At 67.1% G+C, this 21241-nt stretch carries 20 protein-coding genes; 13 read left to right on the plus strand and 7 right to left on the minus strand.

What is annotated here, in order from left to right:
- Positions 1–13: 13 nt before the first annotated feature.
- The 9 genes from QO033_RS12915 (at position 14) to QO033_RS12955 (ending at position 11442) form a co-directional block, all read left to right on the plus strand.
- Positions 14–1165, plus strand: a complete 1152-nt coding sequence (locus QO033_RS12915; RefSeq protein ID WP_284481393.1) for an extracellular solute-binding protein — start codon at positions 14–16, stop codon at positions 1163–1165.
- A 100-nt stretch (positions 1166–1265) separates the two neighbouring features.
- Positions 1266–2342 (plus strand): ABC transporter ATP-binding protein, encoded by a 1077-nt coding sequence (locus QO033_RS12920; protein WP_284481394.1) that lies wholly within the window; start codon positions 1266–1268, stop codon positions 2340–2342.
- Position 2343: 1 nt separating this feature from the next.
- A complete protein-coding gene (locus tag QO033_RS12925) occupies positions 2344–3681 on the plus strand; it encodes an aminotransferase family protein (RefSeq protein ID WP_284481395.1) in 1338 nt (445 codons plus the stop codon).
- Between the two features lie 4 nt (positions 3682–3685).
- On the plus strand, positions 3686–4612 hold the full coding sequence (locus QO033_RS12930) for a BKACE family enzyme (RefSeq protein WP_284481396.1): 927 nt from the start codon (positions 3686–3688) through the stop codon (positions 4610–4612).
- Entirely contained in the window at positions 4612–5091 is a 480-nt protein-coding gene (locus QO033_RS12935; RefSeq protein WP_284481397.1) for a GNAT family N-acetyltransferase, read from the plus strand. The genes QO033_RS12930 and QO033_RS12935 overlap by 1 nt, the downstream gene beginning before the upstream one ends.
- Positions 5088–6113, plus strand: a complete 1026-nt coding sequence (locus QO033_RS12940) for a histone deacetylase family protein (RefSeq protein ID WP_284481398.1) — start codon at positions 5088–5090, stop codon at positions 6111–6113. The genes QO033_RS12935 and QO033_RS12940 overlap by 4 nt, the downstream gene beginning before the upstream one ends.
- Positions 6110–7216 (plus strand): NAD(P)/FAD-dependent oxidoreductase, encoded by a 1107-nt coding sequence (locus QO033_RS12945; RefSeq protein WP_284481399.1) that lies wholly within the window; start codon positions 6110–6112, stop codon positions 7214–7216. Before QO033_RS12940 ends, QO033_RS12945 begins: the two co-directional genes overlap by 4 nt.
- 232 nt (positions 7217–7448) lie before the next feature.
- A complete protein-coding gene (locus QO033_RS12950) occupies positions 7449–10454 on the plus strand; it encodes a calcium-binding protein (protein ID WP_284481400.1) in 3006 nt (1001 codons plus the stop codon).
- A 40-nt stretch (positions 10455–10494) separates the two neighbouring features.
- On the plus strand, positions 10495–11442 hold the full coding sequence (locus QO033_RS12955) for a sulfotransferase family protein (RefSeq protein ID WP_284481401.1): 948 nt from the start codon (positions 10495–10497) through the stop codon (positions 11440–11442).
- Positions 11443–11486: 44 nt separating this feature from the next.
- Here the strand turns inward: QO033_RS12955 and QO033_RS12960 are convergent, their stop codons facing one another.
- The 4 genes from QO033_RS12960 to QO033_RS12975 all read right to left on the minus strand — a co-directional run bounded on the left by QO033_RS12960 (position 11487) and on the right by QO033_RS12975 (position 15214).
- Positions 11487–11711, minus strand: a complete 225-nt coding sequence (locus tag QO033_RS12960) for a hypothetical protein (protein ID WP_284481402.1) — start codon at positions 11709–11711, stop codon at positions 11487–11489.
- 274 nt (positions 11712–11985) lie between these two features.
- A complete protein-coding gene (locus QO033_RS12965) occupies positions 11986–13143 on the minus strand; it encodes an SAM-dependent methyltransferase (RefSeq protein ID WP_284481403.1) in 1158 nt (385 codons plus the stop codon).
- A complete protein-coding gene (locus QO033_RS12970; RefSeq protein ID WP_284481404.1) occupies positions 13140–13925 on the minus strand; it encodes a DUF1365 domain-containing protein in 786 nt (261 codons plus the stop codon). Before QO033_RS12970 ends, QO033_RS12965 begins: the two co-directional genes overlap by 4 nt.
- On the minus strand, positions 13922–15214 hold the full coding sequence (locus QO033_RS12975; RefSeq protein WP_284481405.1) for an NAD(P)/FAD-dependent oxidoreductase: 1293 nt from the start codon (positions 15212–15214) through the stop codon (positions 13922–13924). The genes QO033_RS12970 and QO033_RS12975 overlap by 4 nt, the downstream gene beginning before the upstream one ends.
- Positions 15215–15445: 231 nt before the next feature.
- On the opposite strand from QO033_RS12975, the gene QO033_RS12980 reads away from it, so the two are divergent.
- The 3 genes from QO033_RS12980 to QO033_RS12990 are packed head-to-tail and all read left to right on the plus strand — an operon-like array spanning position 15446 to position 17496.
- Positions 15446–16105, plus strand: coding sequence for a sigma-70 family RNA polymerase sigma factor (locus QO033_RS12980; RefSeq protein ID WP_284481406.1), 660 nt, complete (start codon positions 15446–15448; stop codon positions 16103–16105).
- Between the two features lie 2 nt (positions 16106–16107).
- Positions 16108–16746, plus strand: coding sequence for a ChrR family anti-sigma-E factor (locus tag QO033_RS12985; protein ID WP_284481419.1), 639 nt, complete (start codon positions 16108–16110; stop codon positions 16744–16746).
- 3 nt (positions 16747–16749) lie between these two features.
- Positions 16750–17496, plus strand: a complete 747-nt coding sequence (locus QO033_RS12990; RefSeq protein WP_284481407.1) for an SDR family NAD(P)-dependent oxidoreductase — start codon at positions 16750–16752, stop codon at positions 17494–17496.
- Here QO033_RS12990 and QO033_RS12995 read toward each other — a convergent pair.
- Both QO033_RS12995 and folE2 read right to left on the minus strand, forming a co-directional pair.
- The gene (locus QO033_RS12995) at positions 17473–17877 is read right to left on the minus strand and encodes a DUF2177 family protein (protein ID WP_284481408.1); all 405 of its coding nucleotides are present in this window, start codon (positions 17875–17877) and stop codon (positions 17473–17475) included. The genes QO033_RS12990 and QO033_RS12995 overlap by 24 nt on opposite strands.
- A gap of 144 nt (positions 17878–18021) precedes the next feature.
- Positions 18022–19101 carry a GTP cyclohydrolase FolE2 gene (gene folE2, locus QO033_RS13000; RefSeq protein ID WP_284481409.1) on the minus strand — a complete coding sequence of 360 codons (1080 nt, stop codon included), beginning with the start codon at positions 19099–19101 and terminating at the stop codon, positions 18022–18024.
- 210 nt (positions 19102–19311) lie between these two features.
- Here folE2 and QO033_RS13005 point away from each other — a divergent pair, with 210 nt between their 5' ends.
- A complete protein-coding gene (locus QO033_RS13005) occupies positions 19312–19722 on the plus strand; it encodes a GtrA family protein (RefSeq protein WP_284481410.1) in 411 nt (136 codons plus the stop codon).
- A gap of 29 nt (positions 19723–19751) precedes the next feature.
- On the opposite strand, the gene QO033_RS13010 is transcribed toward QO033_RS13005, so the two are convergent.
- The gene (locus tag QO033_RS13010; RefSeq protein ID WP_284481411.1) at positions 19752–21188 is read right to left on the minus strand and encodes a UbiA family prenyltransferase; all 1437 of its coding nucleotides are present in this window, start codon (positions 21186–21188) and stop codon (positions 19752–19754) included.
- Between the last annotated feature and the right edge of the window lie 53 nt (positions 21189–21241).

A 21241-nucleotide genomic window follows, 5' to 3' on the forward strand; every position in this document is an offset into this window, starting at 1 on the left:
AAGGAGAGAACGAATGACGCGAAAAATCGACAATACCACCCGCTACGAACGGCTGCGCGACCGCTACATGAACGGCGATCTCGACCGGCGCAGCTTTCTGGGGCTGATCGGTGCCGCCGGGCTGGCCTATGGCGTCCAGACCCCCTTCGCCCGCGAGGCGATGGCCGCGACGCAGCAGGTCCGCTTCGATGGCTGGGGCGGCGTGGTGTCCGAGGCCTTCCGCAAGCACGCCTTCGATCCCTATACTGCCAAGACCGGCATCAAGGTGGTCGACGGCACCTTCGGTGGCGGCGACGAATACCTCAGCCGCGTCAAGGCCAGCCAGCCTGGCGAATACAACATCGCCCATCTCTCCGGCGTGTTCGACTATGCCCGCTACGCCAATCTCGGCTTCGCCTCGGAGCTGAACGAGGCGAATATCCCCAACCTCGAATTTGTCATCCCCAAGCTGATCGACGTCTATCGCCCGATCACCGGCGGCAAGATCTCCTGCGTGCCCTATGACTACGGCACCACCGGCATCGCCTATAACCGCAAGCATATCTCGGACGAAGAGGCCAAGCAGAAGGGCGCCAAGCTGCTCATCGACGCCGCCTACAAGGGCAAGATCGCTGGCTGGAGCGACTGGCGCACCCGCATCTGGTACGGCGCGCTGCAGACCGGTCAAGACCCGAACGCCGCCACGGATATGGACGCGGTCTGGGAGGCGGTCCGCACCCACCGCGATCTGTCGCTGAAGTACTGGACCTCGGGCGCCGAGCTGATGAGCCTGCTGGCGGAAGAGGAAATCTATGCGACCGAGGCCTGGTCGGGCCGCATCTACACGCTGCAGGAACAGGGCCACGACATCGGCTATATCGATCCGCCGAACGGCTTCGGCTGGCAGGAATGCCTCTTCGTGCTGAAGGGCTCGCCGATGGAGGCCTGCGAGGAGCTGCTGAATTTCATGCTGGCGCCGGAAACCTCGATCGCGGTGGCCGAGGGGCAGAATTATCCTCCCGCGCTCGACCCCTCCAAGGTCGATCTGCGCCAGAAGATCCCGACCCTGCCGGCCTTCGATCCGAGCGGGACGCTGTCGGGGCTGACCTTTGCCGACCCGGGCTATTGGAACAGCCACGAAGCCGAGTGGTCGAAGACCTTCGGCCGGGTTCAGAAAGGCTATTGAGCCGGTCGCGCCCCGGGCCTGTCCCGGGGCCGCCAGGACAGCGAGAGCGCCCGGAGACGATCCGGGGCAAGGGGCCGCAAGGCCCGACCAAGGACACGCCATGAGTTCCGTAACACTCAAGAACATCGTCAAGCGCTTCGGCAATTTCACCGCGGTGCACCAGGCCAACCTGGAGATTCCCGAGGGCGCCTTTGTCACCCTGCTGGGGCCTTCGGGCTGCGGCAAGACGACAAACCTGCGGATGATCGCCGGGCTGCTGGACCCGACCGAGGGGGAGATCCTGATCGGCGGCAAGCGGGTCAACGACATCCCGATCCACAAACGCAACCTGGGGATCGTCTTTCAGAACTATGCGCTGTTTCCGCACAAGACGGTGGCGGAGAATGTCGCCTTCGGACTGAAATACCGCGATGTGCCGAAATCCGAGATCGCCGGCCGGGTGCAGGCGGCGCTGGAGCTGGTGCAGCTGCCCCAGGTCGGCGATCGCTATCCCAAGGCGCTGTCGGGCGGTCAGCAGCAGCGGATCGCACTGGCCCGGGCCATCGTGATCGAACCCGATGTGCTGCTGCTGGACGAGCCGCTCTCGGCGCTGGACGCCAACCTGCGCGAGGACATGCGGGTGGAGCTGAAGCGGATCCAGGACAAGATCGGGGTGACCACGGTTTTCGTCACCCACGACCAGTCCGAGGCGCTGGCGATGTCCGACAAGATCGTGGTGATGAGCGCCGGTCGGATCGAACAGGTCGGCACGCCGGAGGAGGTGTATAACACGCCCGCGTCCGAGTTCGTGGCGAATTTCCTCGGCGCCTCCAACATCATCGAGGCGCGCTCCGCCACCGGGGAGGCCGGCGGCGTTACCTTCGACACGCCGGCCTTCGGCAGGGTGACGGTGCCCGCGGCGCGGGCGGCGGGCGTCGCCGGCGGCCCGGCCAAGCTGGTCCTGCGGGCGGAGAAGCTGACGCTGCTCGAGCCGGGCAGCGACACCGCCGGCCTGATCGCCGCGCCGGCGCAGGTGGAGACCGTCGACTATCAGGGCCAGACGGTACGCTACTTCATTCGCCTGGGGGACAGACAGCTCCAGGCCATCAATCTTATCGACGAGCGGCCCTTTCCGCAGGGTGCCACAGTGACTGCCGCCTTCCGCGCCAAAGACTGCGCCGCATTGCCAGGAACCTGAAATGAGCAATCTCTTTTACCAGGGGCGGGGCCGCAAACCGGTACTCGACCAGGCGCGTGGCGTCTACATGTGGGACACCGACGGCAAGCGCTATCTCGACGGCTCCTCGGGGGCGATGGTCTGTAACATCGGCCATTCCAACCCCAGTGTGCTGGCGGCGATGCAGCGGCAGATGGAGAAATCCACCTTCGGCTACCGGCTGCATTTCGAGACCGAGGCCTCGGAGGCGCTGGCCGGGCGCGTCGCCGGGCTGATGCCGCCGCATCTGACCCGCGTGTTCTTCGTCTCCGGCGGATCTGAGGCGGTGGAAAGCGGCATGAAGATGGCGCGGCAATATGCGCTGGCCACCGGTCAGGGCAGCCGCTGGAAGGTGATCTCGCGCCAGCCCAGCTATCACGGCTGCACCCTGGGCGCGCTGGCGGTGACCGGCTATGCCTCGCTCTCCGATCCCTTCGCGCCGATGATGCGGCCGATGCCCAAGGTGCCGGCGCCGCGCGCCTATCTCGACGGGCTGGACCCGGAAGACGAGGCCACCGGCCTGCATTACGCCGACATGCTGGAGGCGCAGATCCGCGCCGAGGGGCCGGAGACGGTCCTGGCCTTTCTGCTGGAACCGGTGGGCGGGGCCTCTACCGGCGCGCTTGTGCCGCCCGCGGGCTACATGCGCCGCATCCGCGAGATCTGTGATCAGTACGGCGTCCTTCTCATCATGGATGAGGTGATGACCGGGGCAGGCCGCACCGGCCGGTTCCTGGGCTGCGAGCACTGGGACACCCGCCCGGATATCGTCGTCATGTCCAAGGGGCTGGGTGCTGGCTATATGCCGCTGGGGGCGATGATCGCCGACGAGCGGCTGGTGGAACCGGTGCTGGATGCCGGCGGCTTCGCCCATGGCTTCACCTATGCCGGCAACCCCCTGGCCTGTGCCGCCGGCCTGGCGGTGGTGGAGGAGATCGAGGCGCAGGGCCTCTGCGCCAATGCCGCCGAGATGGGCGAGAAGCTGATCGCCCGGCTGCACGGGCTGATGCAGAAATACGAGATCATTGGCGATGTGCGGGGCAAGGGCCTGCTGACCGCCTTCGAATTCATGTCCGACCGTAACAGCAAGGCGCCGCTGCCGCGCGAGATCGGCGCGTATCAGCGCTTCGTCGACATCGCCTATGAGCGCGGCCTGATCGTCTATTCACGCCGCACCCACGACGGTTACTCCGGCGATCACATCCTGGTCTGCCCGCCGCTGATCGTCACCGAGGCCCATCTGGACGAGATCATCGACGGGCTCGACCGCTCTCTGGAACAATTCACGCAGGAGATCGCGCCTGTCCTGAAGGCGGGCTGACCACATGTCCAAGATCCTTATCACCTGCGCCATCACCGGGTCGATCCACACCCCCTCGATGTCGCCACATCTTCCGGTCACCGCCGAGGAGATCACCGAACAGGCGATCGGCGCGGCGGAGGCCGGCGCCTCGATCCTGCATCTGCACGCGCGCGATCCCGAAACCGGCCAGCCCTCGGCCCGCGTCGAGGATTACATGGCCTTCCTGCCACAGTTGAAACAGGCCACCGGCGCGGTTCTGAACCTCACCACCGGCGGCAGCGCGGTGATGAGCCTGGACGACCGGTTGGCGGCGCCGAAACGGGTGGCGCCGGAAATGTGCTCGCTCAACATGGGGACGATGAATTTCGCCCTCTATCCGGCGGCAGAGCGGATCACCGAATGGCGGTACGACTGGGAAAAGCCGTTCCTGGAGAATTCGGACGATCTGGTGTTCAAGAACACCCCGCGCGACATCGCCCGGATCCTGTCCGATCTGGGCCATGAGCGCGGCGCGCGGTTCGAATTCGAATGCTATGACGTCAGCCACCTCTACATGCTGCGCCATTTCGCCGACCGCGGCATGATCCAGGCGCCGTTCTTCATCCAGTTCGTCTTCGGCGTGCTGGGCGGGATCGGTGCGGATCCGGAAAACCTCGGCCATATGAAGCGGATGGCCGACAAGCTCTTCGGCGAGGACTACCAGTTCTCGGTGCTGGCCGCCGGCCGTCACCAGATCCCCTTTGCCACCATGGCGGCGGCGATGGGCGGCCACGTCCGTGTCGGGCTGGAAGACAGCCTGATGATCGCCCGCGGGCAGCTGGCCAAAAGCAATGCCGAACAGGTGGCCAAGATCCGCCGTATCGTCGAGGACCTGGGCCGGACCGTCGCCACCCCCGACGATGCCCGCGCGCTTCTCGGCCTCAAGGGCGCGGACAGGATGGCGATCTGATGACGGCGGCGCTTCGGCTGGCGACAGAGGCGGATGCCGGGGCGCTGAACGCCGCGCTGATGGCGCTGTCCGAGGAGCTCGGCGATATCCACCGGGCGACGGCCGAGGACCTGCTGCGGCTGGGCTGGGGGCCGGCCCCGGCCTTTCGCGCGGTTCTGGCGGAAGCGTCGGAGAGAATCGTGGGCGCGGTGCTTTATTCGCCCTATGTCTCCACCGTGAAAGGAGCGGCAGGCGTCTATGTGTCCGATCTCTGGACAGCCGAAACCATGCGCGGTCAGGGGCTTGGACCCCGGCTGCTGGCCGCCGCGCTGCGCGACGGCGGGGCGACATGGGGGGCGCGGTTTCTCAAGCTCGACGTCTATCACAGCAGCCCGGACGCCCGGCGCTTCTACGACCGGCTCGGGTTTCGCCCGGCCCGGGACATCACCAAAATGATACTAGACGAGGCCGCCTGCGCGGCCCTGAAAGGCAGACGATGAAAGCGATCTTCGACGATCGGCAATGGCACCACGACCCGAAACACTTCATGGCCAGCGGCGCGCTGAAACCCAACCCGGAACAGCCCCGGCGGATCGAGATCCTGACCCGGGGCGCGGAAGATGCCGGCTGCCGGTTCCAAGCCCCGGCCGATGCCGGGCTCGGCCCGATCGCGGCGCTGCATTCCGCCGAATACCTGACATTTCTGGAAACGATCTATGCCCGCTGGCAGCGGATCGACGGCGCCGGCGCCGAGGTCATTCCCAATATCCACCCCTCCGGTCGCACCGACAGCTATCCCAAATCCGCGGTGGGGCAGGCCGGGTATCACCAGGCGGATACCGCCTGTCCGATTGCTGCCGGCACCTGGGAGGCGGCCTATTGGTCGGCGCAGACGGCGGTGACCGGGGCCGACCTGCTGATCGGCGGCGAACGCTCTGCCTATGCGCTGTCGCGGCCGCCGGGGCACCATGCCTTCGGCGATCTGGCGGGCGGCTTCTGCTTTCTGAACAATTCGGGCATCGCGGCGGAGCGGCTGCGGCTGGCCGGCCTGCGCCCGGCGATCGTCGATGTCGACGTGCATCACGGCAACGGCACCCAGGGCATCTTCTACGACCGCGACGATGTGCTGACGGTGTCGATCCATGCCGATCCGGAGCGGTTCTATCCGTTTTTCTGGGGCCATGCCCAGGAACGCGGCACCGGTCGCGGGCTCGGTTACAACCTGAACCTGCCGCTGCCGCGCCAGACCGGCGACGAGGATTATCTCAAGACCCTCGGTATCGCGCTGCATCGGGTGCGGAATTTCGGCGCCGATGTCATCGTCGTCGCGTTGGGGCTGGATGCCTCCATCGACGATCCGTTCCAGGGCCTCGCGGTCACCCAGGACGGCTTCGCCCGCATCGGCGCCGCCTTTGCCGCCACCGGGCTGCCGGTTCTCTTCGTGCAGGAGGGCGGATATGTCTCCGACACGCTGGGGGTCAACCTGACGCGGGTTCTGGGCGGCTTTCAGGAGGCGCAGTGACCTCCGCCGACGTCATCGTCATCGGCGGCGGCATCGCCGGGATCAGCGCGGCCGCGGCGCTCTCTGAGGAGATGTCCGTGGTCGTGCTCGAGGCCGAGGCGCGGCTTGGCTACCATGCCACCGGGCGCTCGGCCGCGATCTTCATCCGCAACTACGGCAATGCCACGCTGCGGGCACTGAATGCTGCTTCCGCCCCGTTTTTCGAGGCGCCGGGAGAGATCGCGGACGGGCCGCTCCTGTCGCCGCGCGGCGAGATGCTGGTCGCGACCGAAGAGGAGATGCCGACGCTCTCGGCCTATGCGGCGGGTGCCGAGGGGCTGGAGCATCTGAGTCCGGCCCAGGCGGTGGAGCTGGTGCCGATCCTGCGGCCGGAGCGGATCTGCGCGGCCGTAATCGAATGGGACGCGCAGGACATCGATGTCGATCTGATGATGGCGGGCTACGGCCGCTGTCTGAAGGCCAACGGCGGCCGGATCGAAACCGCTGCGGCGGTGCGCGGGCTGAGGCGCCACGGCGGACTCTGGCAGGTCGACACCCCGCGCGGGATTTACCGGGCGCCTCTCATCGTCAATGCCGCCGGCGCCTGGGCCGGCGAGGTGGCGCGGCTGGCCGCGGCGTGCCCGATCCGGCTGATCCCGCTGCGACGCTCGGCGGCGCTGCTGCCGGCGCCGGCAGGGTACGATGTGACGCAGTGGCCGCTCTTCGCATCGGCGGCGGAAAGCTGGTATGCCAAGCCGCAATCCGGCAAGCTGATGATCAGCCCGGCCGACGAGGACCCGGTGGCGCCGCAGGACGCCTGGGCCGACGACATGGTCCTGGCCGAGGGGTTGCATCGCTATGAACAGGCGGTGACCACCCCGGTGACCCGGGTCGAGACCAGCTGGGCCGGGCTGCGGACCTTCACCGCCGACCGCAGCCCCGTCGTCGGCTTCGACCCGGGGACAGAGGGGTTCTTCTGGCTGGCCGGGCAGGGCGGTTACGGTGTCCAGACGGCGCCGGCGCTGGCGCGGCTGACCGCGGCACTCTGCACGGCGACGGCGCCTCAGCTCGCGGGTGATGTGGTGCGGGCGCTGGCGCCGCAGCGTCTGCTGCCGGCCGCCTGACGGGCAAGGCATCAGCGGCATCAGCTCTCTTCCTTCCGGCGCCGACCGGAGCCTGCGCCTTTGGTCGGCGCCGGTGGCGGGCCCAAGAAAGATGTAGAAAATATCACTAATTTCTGAAAGAGTTGTCTGAATTTCGTTCTTATTTTGTGCCCATTTTTTCCGAAGGCAAGGAGGCGGCGACGACGCTGTTCGTATGAATTTTCATTAAGCTATTCATGGGGGAGGAACCATTATGGCGCTCGGGGCATTGGACGTCATCGGTCTTGCGGATACCGCATACGGACTGATCGAGAATCTGATAAATCACGGCTCTGCCGAAGATTTCTGGGGAACGTTCACCGATAGCAACGAGGCCATTCTCGGCAAGCTCGATGATATCAGCGCCCGCCTCGACGAGGCGGTGATCGAACTGCGCACCGCCATCGGGGCCGAGGTCGAGGACGTCCAGCAACAAAGCCTGTTGAGCGCGCTCGCCCGGGCAGAAAGCGCCCGCGACCTGCTGTCCAGCGCGGCCTCCAGCGACACCGTCGATCCGAGCGATGTCATCCTCGCTGCGTCGCATGCCTTTCGCGATGTGCTGGCCCAGGCCAAGGCGATCACCGATCCGGCCTTCGGAACCGTCCGGGCGGAGTCGATGATCCTTTCCAGCTTCGCGGTGAGCTACGCGCTGAGCGCGCGACTGGAGGTGGCGGCGGTCTATGAGACGGCGGAGCTTTCCTCGAACAAGATCCGCAGGCAGATCGACGACGCCGCCGAGTTCTTCGAAAACCTGCCGAAGGTGGTGACCGAACTGGCGGAGTCCTCGGTCTCGGTCGATGTGGTGTCGCACACCGACACGATTTCGGTGTTCTATGCCGTCGACAGCAACGGGGACGCGGCTTACCGCAAGTGGGACTACAGCTATTATACCATCGACGCCTCGTTCCATTTCGGGGCGGAAGTGGTCACCATCTCTGACACGACCTATGATGAGGCGCTCGTTGCGTCCACCTCGGAGGATATCGCCGGGCGTGCGTTTTATCATTCCCTGTTCGACGGCTTCACTTATGTGACGAAATCGACCACCACGCTGAACATCGACAACCGTGCGCTGCCGTCATCCTTTGTCGTCGCCGACCGGCCCGAGGGCCGCACCTTTACCGTCAATTTCGCTGACGGCAGCGACAAGGCGCTGGCGGTGCGGTTCTACGAGAAGCTGGCGGTCAGCAACGCGCTGAGCAAGGCGGGGCTGGGCGCCGACGGCAGCAACGCGCTCAACCTGGCAGAGAAATACCGGACCCTGACGGATGGCGTCGAACTCGTGGCCTTCGAGGCGCCGGGGGTGTCCAGCGATGCGATCCTGGAAGGCACTGACGGCAACGATCTGATCGTCGGCAAAAGCGGCAATGATGTCCTGATCGGCGGCGGCGACAGCGATCTGATCCGTGGCGGCAGCGGCAACGACACGCTGTTGGGAGACGCCGGCGAAGACCGGCTGATCGGTGGCGAGGGCGATGATTTCATCGATGGAGGCGGCAACGACGACGCGATCGAACCGGGCGCCGGGCGCGACAGGGTGAATGGCGGCTGGGGCTTCGACGTGGTCCGGCTGGAGGGCGATCGTGCCGACTACGAGCTGCGGTATTCCTTCTCGGGGGCGGGAGACCGGCTGATCCTCGGCCTCACCGATTCCAGCGGAGACGAAAATCTGCTCAGGGACGTGGAGCGGATCGTCTTCGACGACAGGACCTTCAATATCCTTTACGGCACCGGCGGCAGCGGGGAACGGGGCAGCGACACCATCACCGGCGATTTCGAACTGGTCGTGAGCGTCGCGGAGGACGGCAGCAAGACCTATCGCCGGTTTGAAAGTGACGATCTGATTTTCTCTGGCGATGAAACCGATGAAAAGGGCCCAAGCAGCTTCGTGCGCGCCGGCGGGGACGAGGTGTTTTCCGGCGGCGGCGACGACATCGTCCATGCCGGCGACGGATACGATATGGTCGATGCCGGCGCTGGCGACGATCTCGTCTACGGCGACGGCGATGATGACATCCTCTACGGCGGCGCCGGGAACGACCGCCTGTTCGGTGGCACCGGCAACGACAGGTTGTCGGGGGGCAAGGGGAACGATTATCTCGACGGCGGCAGCGGCACCGACCGGGTTCATTTTCTGGCGGCGGACGGGACCTTCCTGTCCGGTGACGGGGTTACCTTTTCCTATTCCTTCGAAGAGGCGGCCTTCGTCGTTCATTCTTCGCAAGGGACCGATACGCTGAAGGACGTCGAGACGATCAGTTTTCTCGACAGGAAGGTCGTGGTTCTGGTGGACGGGTCAGAGGGACCGGTGGTGCTCGATCCCTCGGGCCGGACCTGGGCGCGGTTCTTCGGCACCGACGAACGGGCGGCGCTGGTCCGCGCGGGGGAGGGAGACGACACGCTGGTCGGGACATCGGGCGATGATCTCCTCGTCGGCGCGGCGGGCGATGATACGCTCTTCGGCGGGGCGGGAGACGGCGACATTGCCGCCTTTTCCGGCCTGAGCCGGGGCTATTCCATCGGCTCCGACGACGGAAAGGCCGTGATCGTGACAGGGGCTGACGGCAGGGACACTCTGAATCATGTGGAATTCCTGCAGTTCGACGATGCGTCCGCGCCCTTCAAACTGATCCTGGGCACTGACGCCGACGAGTCCGTGTTCGGCACGACCGGCTCTGACATCCTGCTGGGACTGCGCGGCGACGATATGATGATCGGTCGCGATGGCGATGACAGGCTGTTTGCTGCGGGCGGCGACGATATCGCCGATGCCGGGCTTGGCGACGACATCCTCAAGGGCGGGTTCGGGAACGACTCTCTGGCCGGCAATCAGGGCAACGACCGCCTGCTGGGAGGGGCCGGCGACGATCGGCTGGTGGGCGGCGGCAATTATGATGCGCCAGTGGCGGATCGCGACTGGCTGTTCGGGGGGCAAGGGCGCGACACGCTCATCGGTGGTGCGAATGACGATGTGCTCTGGGGCGGCAAGGGGCGCGATACCTTTGTCTTCGACGGGACGCTCGACGAAGGCAGCGATGTGATCCGCGATTTCAATGCGGCGCGGGACGTGATCGAGATCTCGGGGCTGAGTGCCGCTGGCGTCACGCTCGCCGTGAGCAGCACCCATCGCATCCTGCTGGAACTGAGCTCCGGCACCACGGTGGATCTGGGGGTGGTGGAACCGGGGGCCTTCGCGGTGTCGGATATCGTGTTCCTCTGAGCGGGGCGGGGCCGCGCGATCCGTCGCGAGGAGGGAGAGGATGACCGGCATGTCTGAAGAGGGGCCTCCTCCCGCCGCTGCCACCGCATCCGCTGCGGCGGAGTTCCGACCGATTGCGGAGCTTCGCGGGAAAACCATGCTGCTCTGCATCGGCGCGATGAAGGCGGCGACCAGCTGGCTCTTTGCCCAATTGCAGGCGACCGAAGGGGTTGCCGTCTCGCCGCTGAAGGAGGTGCATTTCTTCGATGCGCGTTTCCCGGATGGGGCGCTGATGGATGCGGATGCTTTCGCGATGGCGCGCCTGGCCTTCCACATGCGCCAGCCGGGTGACGCCGCCGCGAACCTGCGCCGCCGGCCGGCGTTTCGCGCCAGCCTGGACCGGGCGCGGATGATCTACGACCCCAATGCCTATTTTGAGCATTTCGCCGGTCTGATCCGCGCGGACACCCGGGTTCTGGCCGATATCACCCCGGCCTATGCCTGTATCGGCGCGGCGGGCTTTCGTCACATGCGCGACGCCTGCGCCACGCAGGGGCTGACGCCGCGGGTGCTGTTCATCCTGCGCGATCCGGTCGACCGGCTATGGTCGCATCTGCGGTTTCTGCCGCAGTTGCGGGCGGCGACGGATCCGCTCTTGGATTGGCCGGAACTGATCCGTGATCCGGTGACCCTGAGGCGTTCCGACTACCGGCAAACCTTGCTGGATCTGGAGCAGGCGTTCGGCCCGGAGCAGATCACCTGTCTGTTCTACGAGCAGCTCTTTCCGCATGGCTATCGGCGGCTTTGCGCGACGCTGGGGGTCGCGCCGCAGAGCGTGGATGTGGAAACCCGGTACAATCGCGCCGACCTCGACGCCGCGCTGCCGGGGCCGGCACGACAGGCATTCAGGACACTGCTGCAGCCGCAATACGACTTCTGCGCCGCGCGGTTCGGCGCGGCGCTGCCGGCGGAATGGCGTGCCCAGGCCCAAGACGGCGCCGCGACCTGAGGGCCGGGGCGCCGCATCCGTCCTGGCCGGCAGTCCGGCGGCGATCAGAACAGCCCGTCGTCGTAGCTGTCGCGGGTGTCGAAGCCCGGGTCGAAACCGGTGTCGATATCGCCGTCGCGATCATCGAAGGCGGCACCGCGATCCCGGGGCGGGCCGATATCCAGCCGCGCGATGGTGTTGAGCACGGCCTCGGCGACGTCGTCGTCATTGGCAATCGCTTTATGCGCGGCCGTCTTGATCTGAAAGCCGGGGCGTAATTCTTCTGTCATATCACTTTCTCCTGATGGTGCGCGCCCCCGAATTCAGACAGGCGCAGGGATGCAGGCTGACGGTAAATCCTGGAAACGTGTCACTCTCGCGCAACGGAAGAATTTTCGAGCGCTCGCATCGAACGGAAGGGGGCGGGCCGGTCGGCGAAAATGACGCCGGCACTGATCCCCCCCTCGTGACCCATGCCTTCTCAGCCTGATAAGAATATTATCTCAAACCGGGTCTCAAGTCCACGCGCGCGGCGCCGTGGCGCGCGGAACGGGCGACCTCGCCCTATGCGTGAACGAACTCGGCCTGAACCACATCGGTACGGGCGGTGGCAAAGGCGGCGGCGCAGCCCAGCAGGTAGAACGTCCAGCCGCGCAGAAAGGCGGTGTCATAGCCCTGTCGCAGGATGCGCGCGCGGCTCTCCTCCATCCGTTCGGCCCAGATCCGGCAGGTGAGGGCGTAATCCTGCCCGAAGGAAAAGCTGTGGCGCAACTGCAGCCCTGCCTCTGCCGCCTCCCGTGCCATCACCGCGTTGCAGGGCAGCATGCCGCCGGGAAAGATATGCTGGCGGATGAAGTCGGATCGGCGACGATAGATGGAGAATTCCGCATCGGGCACGGTTATCGCCTGCAGCACGGCGCGTCCGCCTTCGGCCAGCCGTGCCTTCAGCGTCGTGAAATAGACCGGCCACCAGCGTTCGCCGACGGCTTCGATCATCTCGATCGACACGATGTTGTCGAACCGTCCGCCGACCTGCCGGTAATCCTGCAGGCGGATATCGGCGCGCCCGTCCAGCCTGGCATCAGCATAGGCCTTCTGCGCCGGTGACAGGGTCAGCCCGGTGACGCGACGGCCATGTTCCGCCGCGCGCTCGGCGAAACCGCCCCAGCCGCAGCCGATCTCCAGCACCGAGTCCCCCGGCGACAGGCGCGACAGGATACGGTCGTTCTTGCGCCGCTGCGCCCGTTCCAGATCGCTGTCCTCGCCGTCGAACAGGGCCGAGGAATAGGTCATGCCCGGATCGAGCCAGAGCTGGTAGAACTCGTTGCCGACATCGTAATGCGCCCGTATGTTGCGGCTGGACCCGCGCAGGGAGTTGGCCCGCAGCACCCGGTCGAACAGCAGAAACCGCAGCCGCGCCAGTGGGCCGGGATTGGCATAGGCGGGCAGCTGGTCGAGATTTCGGAGCGCCAGCGTCAGCAGTGCCTCGAGATCGTTGCTGTCCCAATGCCCGGCGATCCAGCTTTCGCCGAAGCCCACGTCGCCGCGCGCCACCAGCGCCGGCAGGAAGGCCCAGTCGCGGATCGTCATATCCGCCTGCGGGCCCTCCTGGCCGAACTGATGCACACCCTCTGGGGTGGTTAGGTGCAACCGGCCATGGCGGATCGGTTCCAGCGCGGCGAGAAAGCGGCGCTTCATTCCGGCGGTGACAGGCAGTCTCATCGGCTGATCTCCTGGTCGGGGGTGGGCGGTACCGGCCGATAGGCCGCGCCCTTCAGTTTCAATCGCAGCGCCTGCCAGTAGATCAGCACGATCACCCGCATGGCGCCACCGGGACGGCGCAGCGCCGCCCGCACAAGACGCGGGGTGGTGGCCCGCCGCAGACGGCCGGTCATGGCGGCGACCAGCCCGTTGTCGCCATCGACATGGCGGATCAGCAGCGCCGCGCGCTCCGGGTCGAGGTCGAAGCGGAAATCGTAATGCCCGGCCACCTGCTGAAACGGCGAGACATGGAACATCTTTTGCGCCCGGATCATATCGCCGGCGCGGATCGGGGCGAACCCGGGACGGGCGCAGAGATAGCTGTGCCGCTGGCCGAAGGTGTTGTTGACCTCGGCGATCACCGCGCGCAACTCGGTGCCCTGCCACAGCAGCCAGAAGCTCACAGGGTTGAACCAGTAGCCCAGACACCGCGGTTGGGTCAGCAGGCCCAGCACCATGTCAGGGCGACGTGGCAGGCCGGCCTCGGCCAGACGCTCCCAGGCCCAGGGCGCGCCGCGTCCGGTGCCGCGCCGGCCACCGTGATCGCGGTCGTGGACCGAGAAGAGACCGGCGCGGTTGCGGCGCACCAGCACGGTCTCCGCCGCCCGCTCCGGCGCCAGCAGCAGATAGTCCGCGCCATAGCGGAAGGCATGGCGCAGACCGCCGCGCCGCCGATGGGTGACGACGGCGGCCAGCTGCAGGATCTCGCCCCGCGCCAGACGGTCCGGCAGCGTCCTGGTCATGCGCTGGCATCCTGGGGCAGCAGCCGACGGGCGATACGCAGGGCACTGGCGAAGCCGTCCTCGTGAAACCCGTTGCGCAGCCAGGCGCCGGCGAACCAGGTGTTCCGATCCCCCTGCCGCTCGGCGATACGGGCCTGTGCCGCCAGCGCGGCGTGATCGAAGACCGGATGCCGGAAGGTGACCTCGTCATAGATCAGCGCCTCCGGGATCTCGCGCGCTGGGTTGAGCGAGACGAACAGCGGATCGTTCTCTGGGATGTTCTGCAGCCGGTTCATCCAGTAGGTGACGCCGACGCCGCGGTCGGGGGCACCCCCGGCCTCGGTGCGATAAACCCAGGAGCTCCAGCAGCGGGGCCGCTGCGGCATCAGCCGGTGATCCCGGTGCAGCACGGTGCGGTTGTCCTGAAATCGAACCGCGCCGAGCGTGCTGCGTTCCTCTGGCGTCGCATCCGCCAGCATCGCCAGCGCCTGATCCGCGTGGCAGGCCAGGATGACGTGGTCGAAGCCCACAGGCTCCGCCCCGGCGGCGCGCAGCCGGATGCCGCCCGCGGCGCGATGGATCGACCGGACCGGGGTGGCGGGCCGCAGCTCTACCCCCCGCGTCCGCAGCGCAGCGCGCAGCCGCGTGACATAGGAGCGGCTGCCGCCGGAGACCGTCCACCACTGGTGTTGTCCGCCCGCCGACATCAGCGCGTGGTTGCGCATGAAACGGATCAGCGCCTGGGCCGGGAAGGCGCCGATATCGCTGGTCGGGGTCGACCAGATGGCGCCGCAGATCGGATAAAGGTAGCCGTCGCGGAACGCCCGGCCCAGCCGCAGTTCGGCCAGTAGCGCCGCGATGGTCAGCTCGGGCCGCCCGCTGGCCGTGGCCTCGGCCCGGGCGTTGAACTTCAGGATATCGCGGATCATCGCGTGAAACGACGGGCGCAGCAGGTTCCTGCGCTGACCGAAGAGCGCATTTCCAGAGCGCAGCGCATATTCCAGCCGGCCCCCCTCCAGCGACACGCCGAAGGACATGTCGGAGCGTTCCACCGGCACGTCGAGATCGCGGAAAAGCCCGGTCAGATGCGGGTAATTGGCATAGTTGAAGACGATGAAACCGGTATCGACCGGCTGGCTGCCGGTGCGCCCGGCCAGCACGGTGCGGGCATGACCGCCGAGCTCCGGCGCCGCCTCGTAGAGGGTGACCTGATGCCGGGGGGCAAGCGCCCAGGCCGCCGCCAAACCGGAGATGCCACCGCCGACGATGGCGATCTGCTGCGGGGCGCCGCGGGAAAGATCGAATGGCAAGGCCGTTCTCCTGTCAGTGTTGTGTCCCTGACGTTACGCAGGCGGGTGGCTGGCGGATCACAGGGCGTGTGCGAAAAAACCGGGTAAAGCGGAAAATTCCAGCCCGTTCCCGCCGGGCGTCCTGTGGCCGCGGGGCGTCATCTGGCGACGCGGGAGACGAGTTTCTGCGGGTGACGAAAAAAAATCCGCGCGGCGGTGATCCGACGCTGAGGGCGGCGCGTAGATATCGACATGTCGCGCACGAACTCGATATGCAGTGAAGGGCAGACCCGGGCCATTGAGGGCGCGGCGGTCAGCCCTGCGCCCATCGGTGCCGGGCGCGACGAGGGAATGGATCAGGTGCCACCGGAGAGCTTTTCGGAAACCACCCGCTGGCTGATTGCGGTGCGCGACCGGCGCGACCGGCAGGCCTTCGGTATGCTCTTCGACCATTTCGCGCCGCGGCTGAAGGCAATGCTGATCCGGGGGGGGCTGCGCGACGGGTCCGCCGAGGATGTGGTGCAGGACGTTATGCTTGCCGTCTGGCACAAGGCGGCGCAGTTCGACCCGCATCGTGCCGAGGCCTCGGCCTGGATCTACCGGATCGCGCGGAACCGTCAGATCGACCTGATCCGCCGCCGGCCGCCACCGGCACCCGAGGATCTGCCGGAGATCGAAAGCGGCGATCCCGATGCGGCGCAGATACTGGCGCTGGACCAGGAGGGGGCGCGCCTGCGCGCGGCGCTGTCGGCGCTGAACCCGGATCAGAGCACTGTGCTGCAGCAGGCGTTTTTCGAAGAGCTGCCGCACAGCGAGATCAGCCAGATCAGCGGGCTGCCGCTGGGCACGATCAAATCGCGCATCCGCCTGGGCCTCGACCGGCTGCGGCGGGAGCTGAAAGACCTGAGATGACCATGGACCGCATCGAACATCACCTCTCTGACGACCTGCTCGACGCCTATGCGCTGGGATCTCTGCCGCATGCCTTCGCGGTGGTGGCGGCGGCGCATCTGTCGCTCTGCGATGCCTGCCGCGCCCGGGCGGCGGCGGTCGACATGGTGGGTGGCGCGCTGCTGGAGGATCTGGCCCCGGTGGCGCTGGCGCCTACCGCCCGCAGCCGGGCGCTGGCGGCGCTGGACGGCCCGGCCCCGGCCCCGGCCCCGGCGATCCGCGGCTCCGGTATCTTCCCGGCCCCGGTGATGGCCGAGCTTCAGGGCCGGCCGCCGCGCTGGCGCATGCTGGGCGGGGGCATCCGGCAGCAGATCCTGCACGCGGATGCGCAGGGATCGCTGCGGCTGCTTTACATCCCGCCAGGGCGCGCGGTGCCCGAACACGGCCATCGCGGGCTGGAGCTGACGTTGGTGCTGCAGGGCAGCTTTTCCGACAGCGAGGGGCGTTTCGGCGTCGGCGATGTGGAGACGGCGCAATCGGCGCTGGACCATCAGCCCACCGCCGGTCCGGAGGAACCCTGTATCTGTCTGGCTGCCACCGATGCGCCGCTGCGGTTTCACGCGTTGGTGCCGCGGGTGCTGCAGCCGCTGTTCCGCATCTGACCGATGACCTTCGCCGGCAAACGCATCTGGATCATCGGCGCCAGCGCCGGCATCGGTGCGGCGCTGGCCCGGGCGCTGGCGGCCGAAGGCGCGCGGCTGATCCTTTCCGCCCGCGACGGTGCCGCGCTGGAGGTGGTGGCGGCGCATTGCCCGGGGGCGGAAATCCTGCCGCTCGATCTGGGCCGGCGCGACACCCTCGCCGCAGCGGTGGACCGACTGCGGCAACATAACCTCGATGCGGTGATCTCCACCGCCGCGCTCTATCATCCGGGCCGGGTCAGCGATCTCGATCCCCGGCAGACCGAGGATATCGTGCGGGTCAACCTGCTGGGGGCGCTGGCGGTGGCACAGTTGACGCCGCCGCTGATCCGTGACGGCGGCCAGCTGGTTCTGTTCGGGTCGGTCGCGGGCTATTTCGGGTTGCCGCGCGGTCAGGCCTATTCGGCGACCAAGGCGGCGGTGAACAATCTGGCGGAAACCCTGCGCATCGAACTGGCGCCGCGGGTGGATGTGCGGCTGGTCTGTCCCGGCTTCGTCCGCACCCGGCTGACCGACAAGAACGACTTTGCCATGCCGGCGCTGCTGAGCCCGGAAGAGGCCGCCGCCGAGGTGCTGCGCGGCCTGTCCGGGCGCCAGTTCGAAATCCATTTTCCGAAACGCTTCACCCTGGCGGTCAAGGCGTTGCGGGCGTTGCCCTATGCGTTGTCGCTGCGGCTGACCCGGCGGCTAGGCCAGCCGCCCGCTGAGTAGGGCGACGCCCGCCCAGGCCGACACGCCGGTCAGCAGCGTGCCCCAGAGCAGATCGGTGATCACCTGCTGCGCGGACCAGTCCCTCATCACCGCGTAGCTGGTGAATTCATAGGTGCCGTAGCAGAGTGCACCCAGGATCGCACCGCCAAGCAGCGCCTGCAGCGGCGACGCCTCCTTCAGCGCCGGGACGGAGACGAACCACATCAGCCCGGCGATATAGCACAGGTAGAACACCGCCGCCGGCAGCAGCCGGGGCGGCGAGGCTAGTAGATCGCCGATGTGGCGGTCGAACACCGGGCGGATCAGCAGCCTGATCCCGATCATGTCGAGCCCGAAGAAGACCACGGCGGTCACCAGATAAAGCAGCAGGATCTGGGTCATTCGATCCTCCGCCGGACTGTCCTTTGGGGCTGGATGATGGGCATGGGGCTCTCCCTGTTCAGCGTTGTTCAACGTATGGCGTGGTGCCCCCGCAGGGCACCGCCGATCTTTCCGACGATTGTTAGGACCGGGCGCGCGCGCCGTTTAGCCCGGGTGATGCAGCGACGGGAACAGCCCCGGATCGTGGCTGATCTGCTCGAAGGTCGGCCCCTCGGTCAGGATGCTGACCGCATCGTGGCTGTGCAGGCTCTCCTGATGGCTGGCGACGACGCGAAAATCGCCCAGCCGATCGTCGCCGCGCAGGGCCTCGCAGAACAGCCGTGCGGCATCCTCGACAAAGATCGGGTTGGCGGCGTTCAGCTCGGCAAAGGCCTGCTCGTCCTCGCGCTTGACCATCACCTGGGTCTCGGTGGGCACCGCGGCGCGCGCCAGATCGACCATATCCTCGATCCACAGCGCCGCGCCCGGGCGCACCACCGCCGACAGCCGCGCGACGGACCGTTGCGAATGCGGCGTCGCCAGCTGGCCACGGGTGCGGCGGGCGTGTTCGCTCAATTCCAGCGAACAGGGGCAGGTCGAGGAATAGACGTAGTCGAGATGCATCACCCGCAGCCGCTGCCCGGCACGATCGATCACCTCCAGGCCGATGTCGTAATATTGCCAGCCGCTGAGACCGGAGCGCAGCGCGCGCATCTGCATCGGAAAACGCAGGCGCATCAGGATCCGTGCGTCGAGGCTGTCGAGGTCGGTTTGATAGCTGTCGAGCGCCGCCTCGATCACCTCGAAGCCGAAGACCCGTTCGGCATGGCCGTAGAAGGAGCGCATGATCCGGCTCATGTTGATGCCCTTGCGGTCGGCCTCCAGGCTGACGGTACCGGTCACCGAGGTTTCCAGCGCGATCTCGCCACCGGCGCGGCACCGGTAGCGGATCGGCAACCGGAAGTTGGAGATGCCGACATGCTGGATCCGGCGCGGTGTGCCGCGGATCAGGCTGGCCGGGCCGTTCTGCAAATCCGGCAGTCCGGCGCGATAGGCGGCATCCACGATGAATCCTGCAGGATACTCCCGGCTCAGCTCCGGGGCACTGAGGCCGAGGTCCGCCAGCTGCCCGGGGCTTGCTTCTTGGGCCCAGCCGCGCAGCCGGTCCAGGGCCTCGGAAATCTCGGGCGGCAGGGCGCTGCCATCTTGCCGAAATCGTGTCGCCTCGCTCACATGAACATTCATCGGTTGTTATCCCTTCCCGTTGCAACAGGGGCAGGCGGCCTGGGTCGCCCGCTCTCGGGATCACTACGTGCAGCGGGGCCGGTTGGATCACCCGACGTGCAGACCGGCGTTGAGCTTTCCTGTGGCGCAGGGGTAGTCTGGGCGCTGATGTCGGTCACGAAGGGGAGGGTTTTGGGTGACCCCGTTCTTATCGTCGCAAAGGTGTGGAGGGTGAAGGCCTCGACCCTCATCCTCCGCTATGCCGGTTTCGCGCTGGTGGCGATGTTGGCCAATCTGGGGGCGCAGCGGCTGGTGCTGGGGCTTCAGGGCGGTTGGCTGCTGCCGGCGATGGTGGCGGGCACCGGTAGCGGGCTGGTGGTGAAATACCTCCTCGACAAGCGCTGGATCTTCTACGACGACCTGCGCCCGGCGCGGGAGGAGGGGCGGCGCTTCACCCTCTACACCGCCACCGGCATTGGCACGACCTTGATTTTCTGGGGCAGCGAAACCGCCTTCTGGCTGATCTGGCAGACCCAGCCGATGCGGGAGATCGGCGCCCTGATCGGGCTGAGCATCGGGTATGTGACCAAATATCGGCTGGATCGGCGGTTCGTCTTCGGCAAGGCCGCCGGGCGCGGCTGAGGCCCGCGGGATCCCGGATCAGACGGCGATCAGACGGCGGCGAGGATCAGCAGCAGCAGGCCTGCCAGCGCGATCCCCATGCCGATGCGGTCGTGCAGAACGAAGCGAACCGGGTCGTAATCCTCCTGCCCGTTGGTGCTGAGCCGGACGACACGGTAAAGCCAGGCGATCACCGGCACCACCGCGAGCGACAGCAGCACCCGCCGGTCGTAGAGCGCCGCCGCCTCCGGTCCGAAGACATAGAGCAGGAACAGCGCGGCCGAGAGCGGGATGGCGACATAGGCGGCCCATTCCAGCTTGAGCAGATCGGCCGGAACATAGCCGCGCCGGGGCAGGTGGCCGCGCAGCTTCAGCCGGCTGAGGGCGGTCATCCGCTTGACGCAGGCCAGCACGAAGAAGACCACGAAGGCGAAGGCCAGAAGGATCGGCGGGATCGCGACCTTGGCGGCGACGGCTCCGCTCACCACCCGCAGCAGAAACAGCGCGGCGAGGGCGAGGACGTCGAGCCAGCGGCGTTTCTTCAGCCAGAGCGAATAGCCGAGGCTTCCCGCCATATAGAGCAGCGTCAACGCCGCCACCGGCGGCCCGGCGGCCAGCCCGAGGATCAGCGCCAGGCCGGCCAGCGCGGCACTGGCCAGCATGCTGCCGGGGATCGGCAGCTCGCCCGCGGCGAGCGGGCGAAAGCGCTTCTCCGGGTGGTGGCGGTCGCCGTCGAGGTCAAGCAGATCGTTCAGGATGTAGATCGACGAGGCGCCGAGGCAGAAGGCCGCGAAAGCCAGGCCGACCTGGGCGATGGCCAGCGGCGCGAAATGATGCGCGGCCAGAAGCGGCACGAACACCAGCAGGTTCTTGACCCACTGGTGCGGCCGCAGCTCGCGCAGGAGCGCGCCGGGACGCGGCCGGTCTTCGATGATCTCGACAGGTTGGCCCAGAGCCTCAAGCTGGCGGCGCAAGGCGGCCGGCGGCGCCACGGCGATCACCCGGCGCGCCAGCGCCCAGGATTTCAGATCCGGGCGGGCGTTGCCGATATAGTCGAACCCGCCGGCGCCGAAGCGTTCCTTCAGGAAGGCGGCCTTGTTGGCGTCGGTCAGGTTCAGATCGGGGGTGGAGCCGAAATGCGGCCCGGCCAGCCCGAGCCGCGCGGCCAGCGCGTCGATCAGCGCCTGATCCGAGCCCGAGACCAGATGCACCGGCCGTCCCGCCGCCAGCGCGGCGCGGGCGCGGGCCAGAACCGGATCGCGGATCGGCAGCGCCTCGACCGCCGGCGCGGCAATCGCGATCAGCGCGTGTTTCAGCCGCGCCGGGGCACCGATGTGGCGGCTGACGGCGCGAAGCGTGGCGGGGAAATCCTGTCCGATGGCGGCCCAGAAACTTTCGTAGATCAGATCGGTCCGCAGCAGCGTGCCATCCACATCGAGGATCAGCGGAACCGTATCGGCGGGCTGATCGGGTGTTTCTGTAACCATCTTGTCTTGCCTGCTGTGCAGTCGCGCTCCGATGACCTCGGGTCGCTGGAACG

The sequence above is a fragment of the Pseudodonghicola flavimaris genome (genome assembly GCF_030164425.1).
Classification (GTDB): domain Bacteria; phylum Pseudomonadota; class Alphaproteobacteria; order Rhodobacterales; family Rhodobacteraceae; genus Pseudodonghicola; species Pseudodonghicola flavimaris.

Bases quoted from the DNA above. Each gene is read 5' to 3' on its own strand.
- QO033_RS12915 (WP_284481393.1), top strand. From the start codon at position 14: ATGACGCGAAAAATCGACAATACCACCCGCTACGAACGGCTGCGCGAC.
- QO033_RS12920 (WP_284481394.1), top strand. From the start codon at position 1,266: ATGAGTTCCGTAACACTCAAGAACATCGTCAAGCGCTTCGGCAATTTC.
- QO033_RS12925 (WP_284481395.1), top strand. From the start codon at position 2,344: ATGAGCAATCTCTTTTACCAGGGGCGGGGCCGCAAACCGGTACTCGAC.
- QO033_RS12930 (WP_284481396.1), top strand. From the start codon at position 3,686: ATGTCCAAGATCCTTATCACCTGCGCCATCACCGGGTCGATCCACACC.
- QO033_RS12935 (WP_284481397.1), top strand. From the start codon at position 4,612: ATGACGGCGGCGCTTCGGCTGGCGACAGAGGCGGATGCCGGGGCGCTG.
- QO033_RS12940 (WP_284481398.1), top strand. From the start codon at position 5,088: ATGAAAGCGATCTTCGACGATCGGCAATGGCACCACGACCCGAAACAC.
- QO033_RS12950 (WP_284481400.1), top strand. From the start codon at position 7,449: ATGGCGCTCGGGGCATTGGACGTCATCGGTCTTGCGGATACCGCATAC.
- QO033_RS12955 (WP_284481401.1), top strand. From the start codon at position 10,495: ATGACCGGCATGTCTGAAGAGGGGCCTCCTCCCGCCGCTGCCACCGCA.
- QO033_RS12960 (WP_284481402.1), bottom strand. From the start codon at position 11,711: ATGACAGAAGAATTACGCCCCGGCTTTCAGATCAAGACGGCCGCGCAT.
- QO033_RS12965 (WP_284481403.1), bottom strand. From the start codon at position 13,143: ATGAGACTGCCTGTCACCGCCGGAATGAAGCGCCGCTTTCTCGCCGCG.
- QO033_RS12970 (WP_284481404.1), bottom strand. From the start codon at position 13,925: ATGACCAGGACGCTGCCGGACCGTCTGGCGCGGGGCGAGATCCTGCAG.
- QO033_RS12980 (WP_284481406.1), top strand. From the start codon at position 15,446: ATGTCGCGCACGAACTCGATATGCAGTGAAGGGCAGACCCGGGCCATT.
- QO033_RS12985 (WP_284481419.1), top strand. From the start codon at position 16,108: ATGGACCGCATCGAACATCACCTCTCTGACGACCTGCTCGACGCCTAT.
- QO033_RS12990 (WP_284481407.1), top strand. From the start codon at position 16,750: ATGACCTTCGCCGGCAAACGCATCTGGATCATCGGCGCCAGCGCCGGC.
- QO033_RS12995 (WP_284481408.1), bottom strand. From the start codon at position 17,877: ATGACCCAGATCCTGCTGCTTTATCTGGTGACCGCCGTGGTCTTCTTC.
- folE2 (WP_284481409.1), bottom strand. From the start codon at position 19,101: ATGAATGTTCATGTGAGCGAGGCGACACGATTTCGGCAAGATGGCAGC.
- QO033_RS13010 (WP_284481411.1), bottom strand. From the start codon at position 21,188: ATGGTTACAGAAACACCCGATCAGCCCGCCGATACGGTTCCGCTGATC.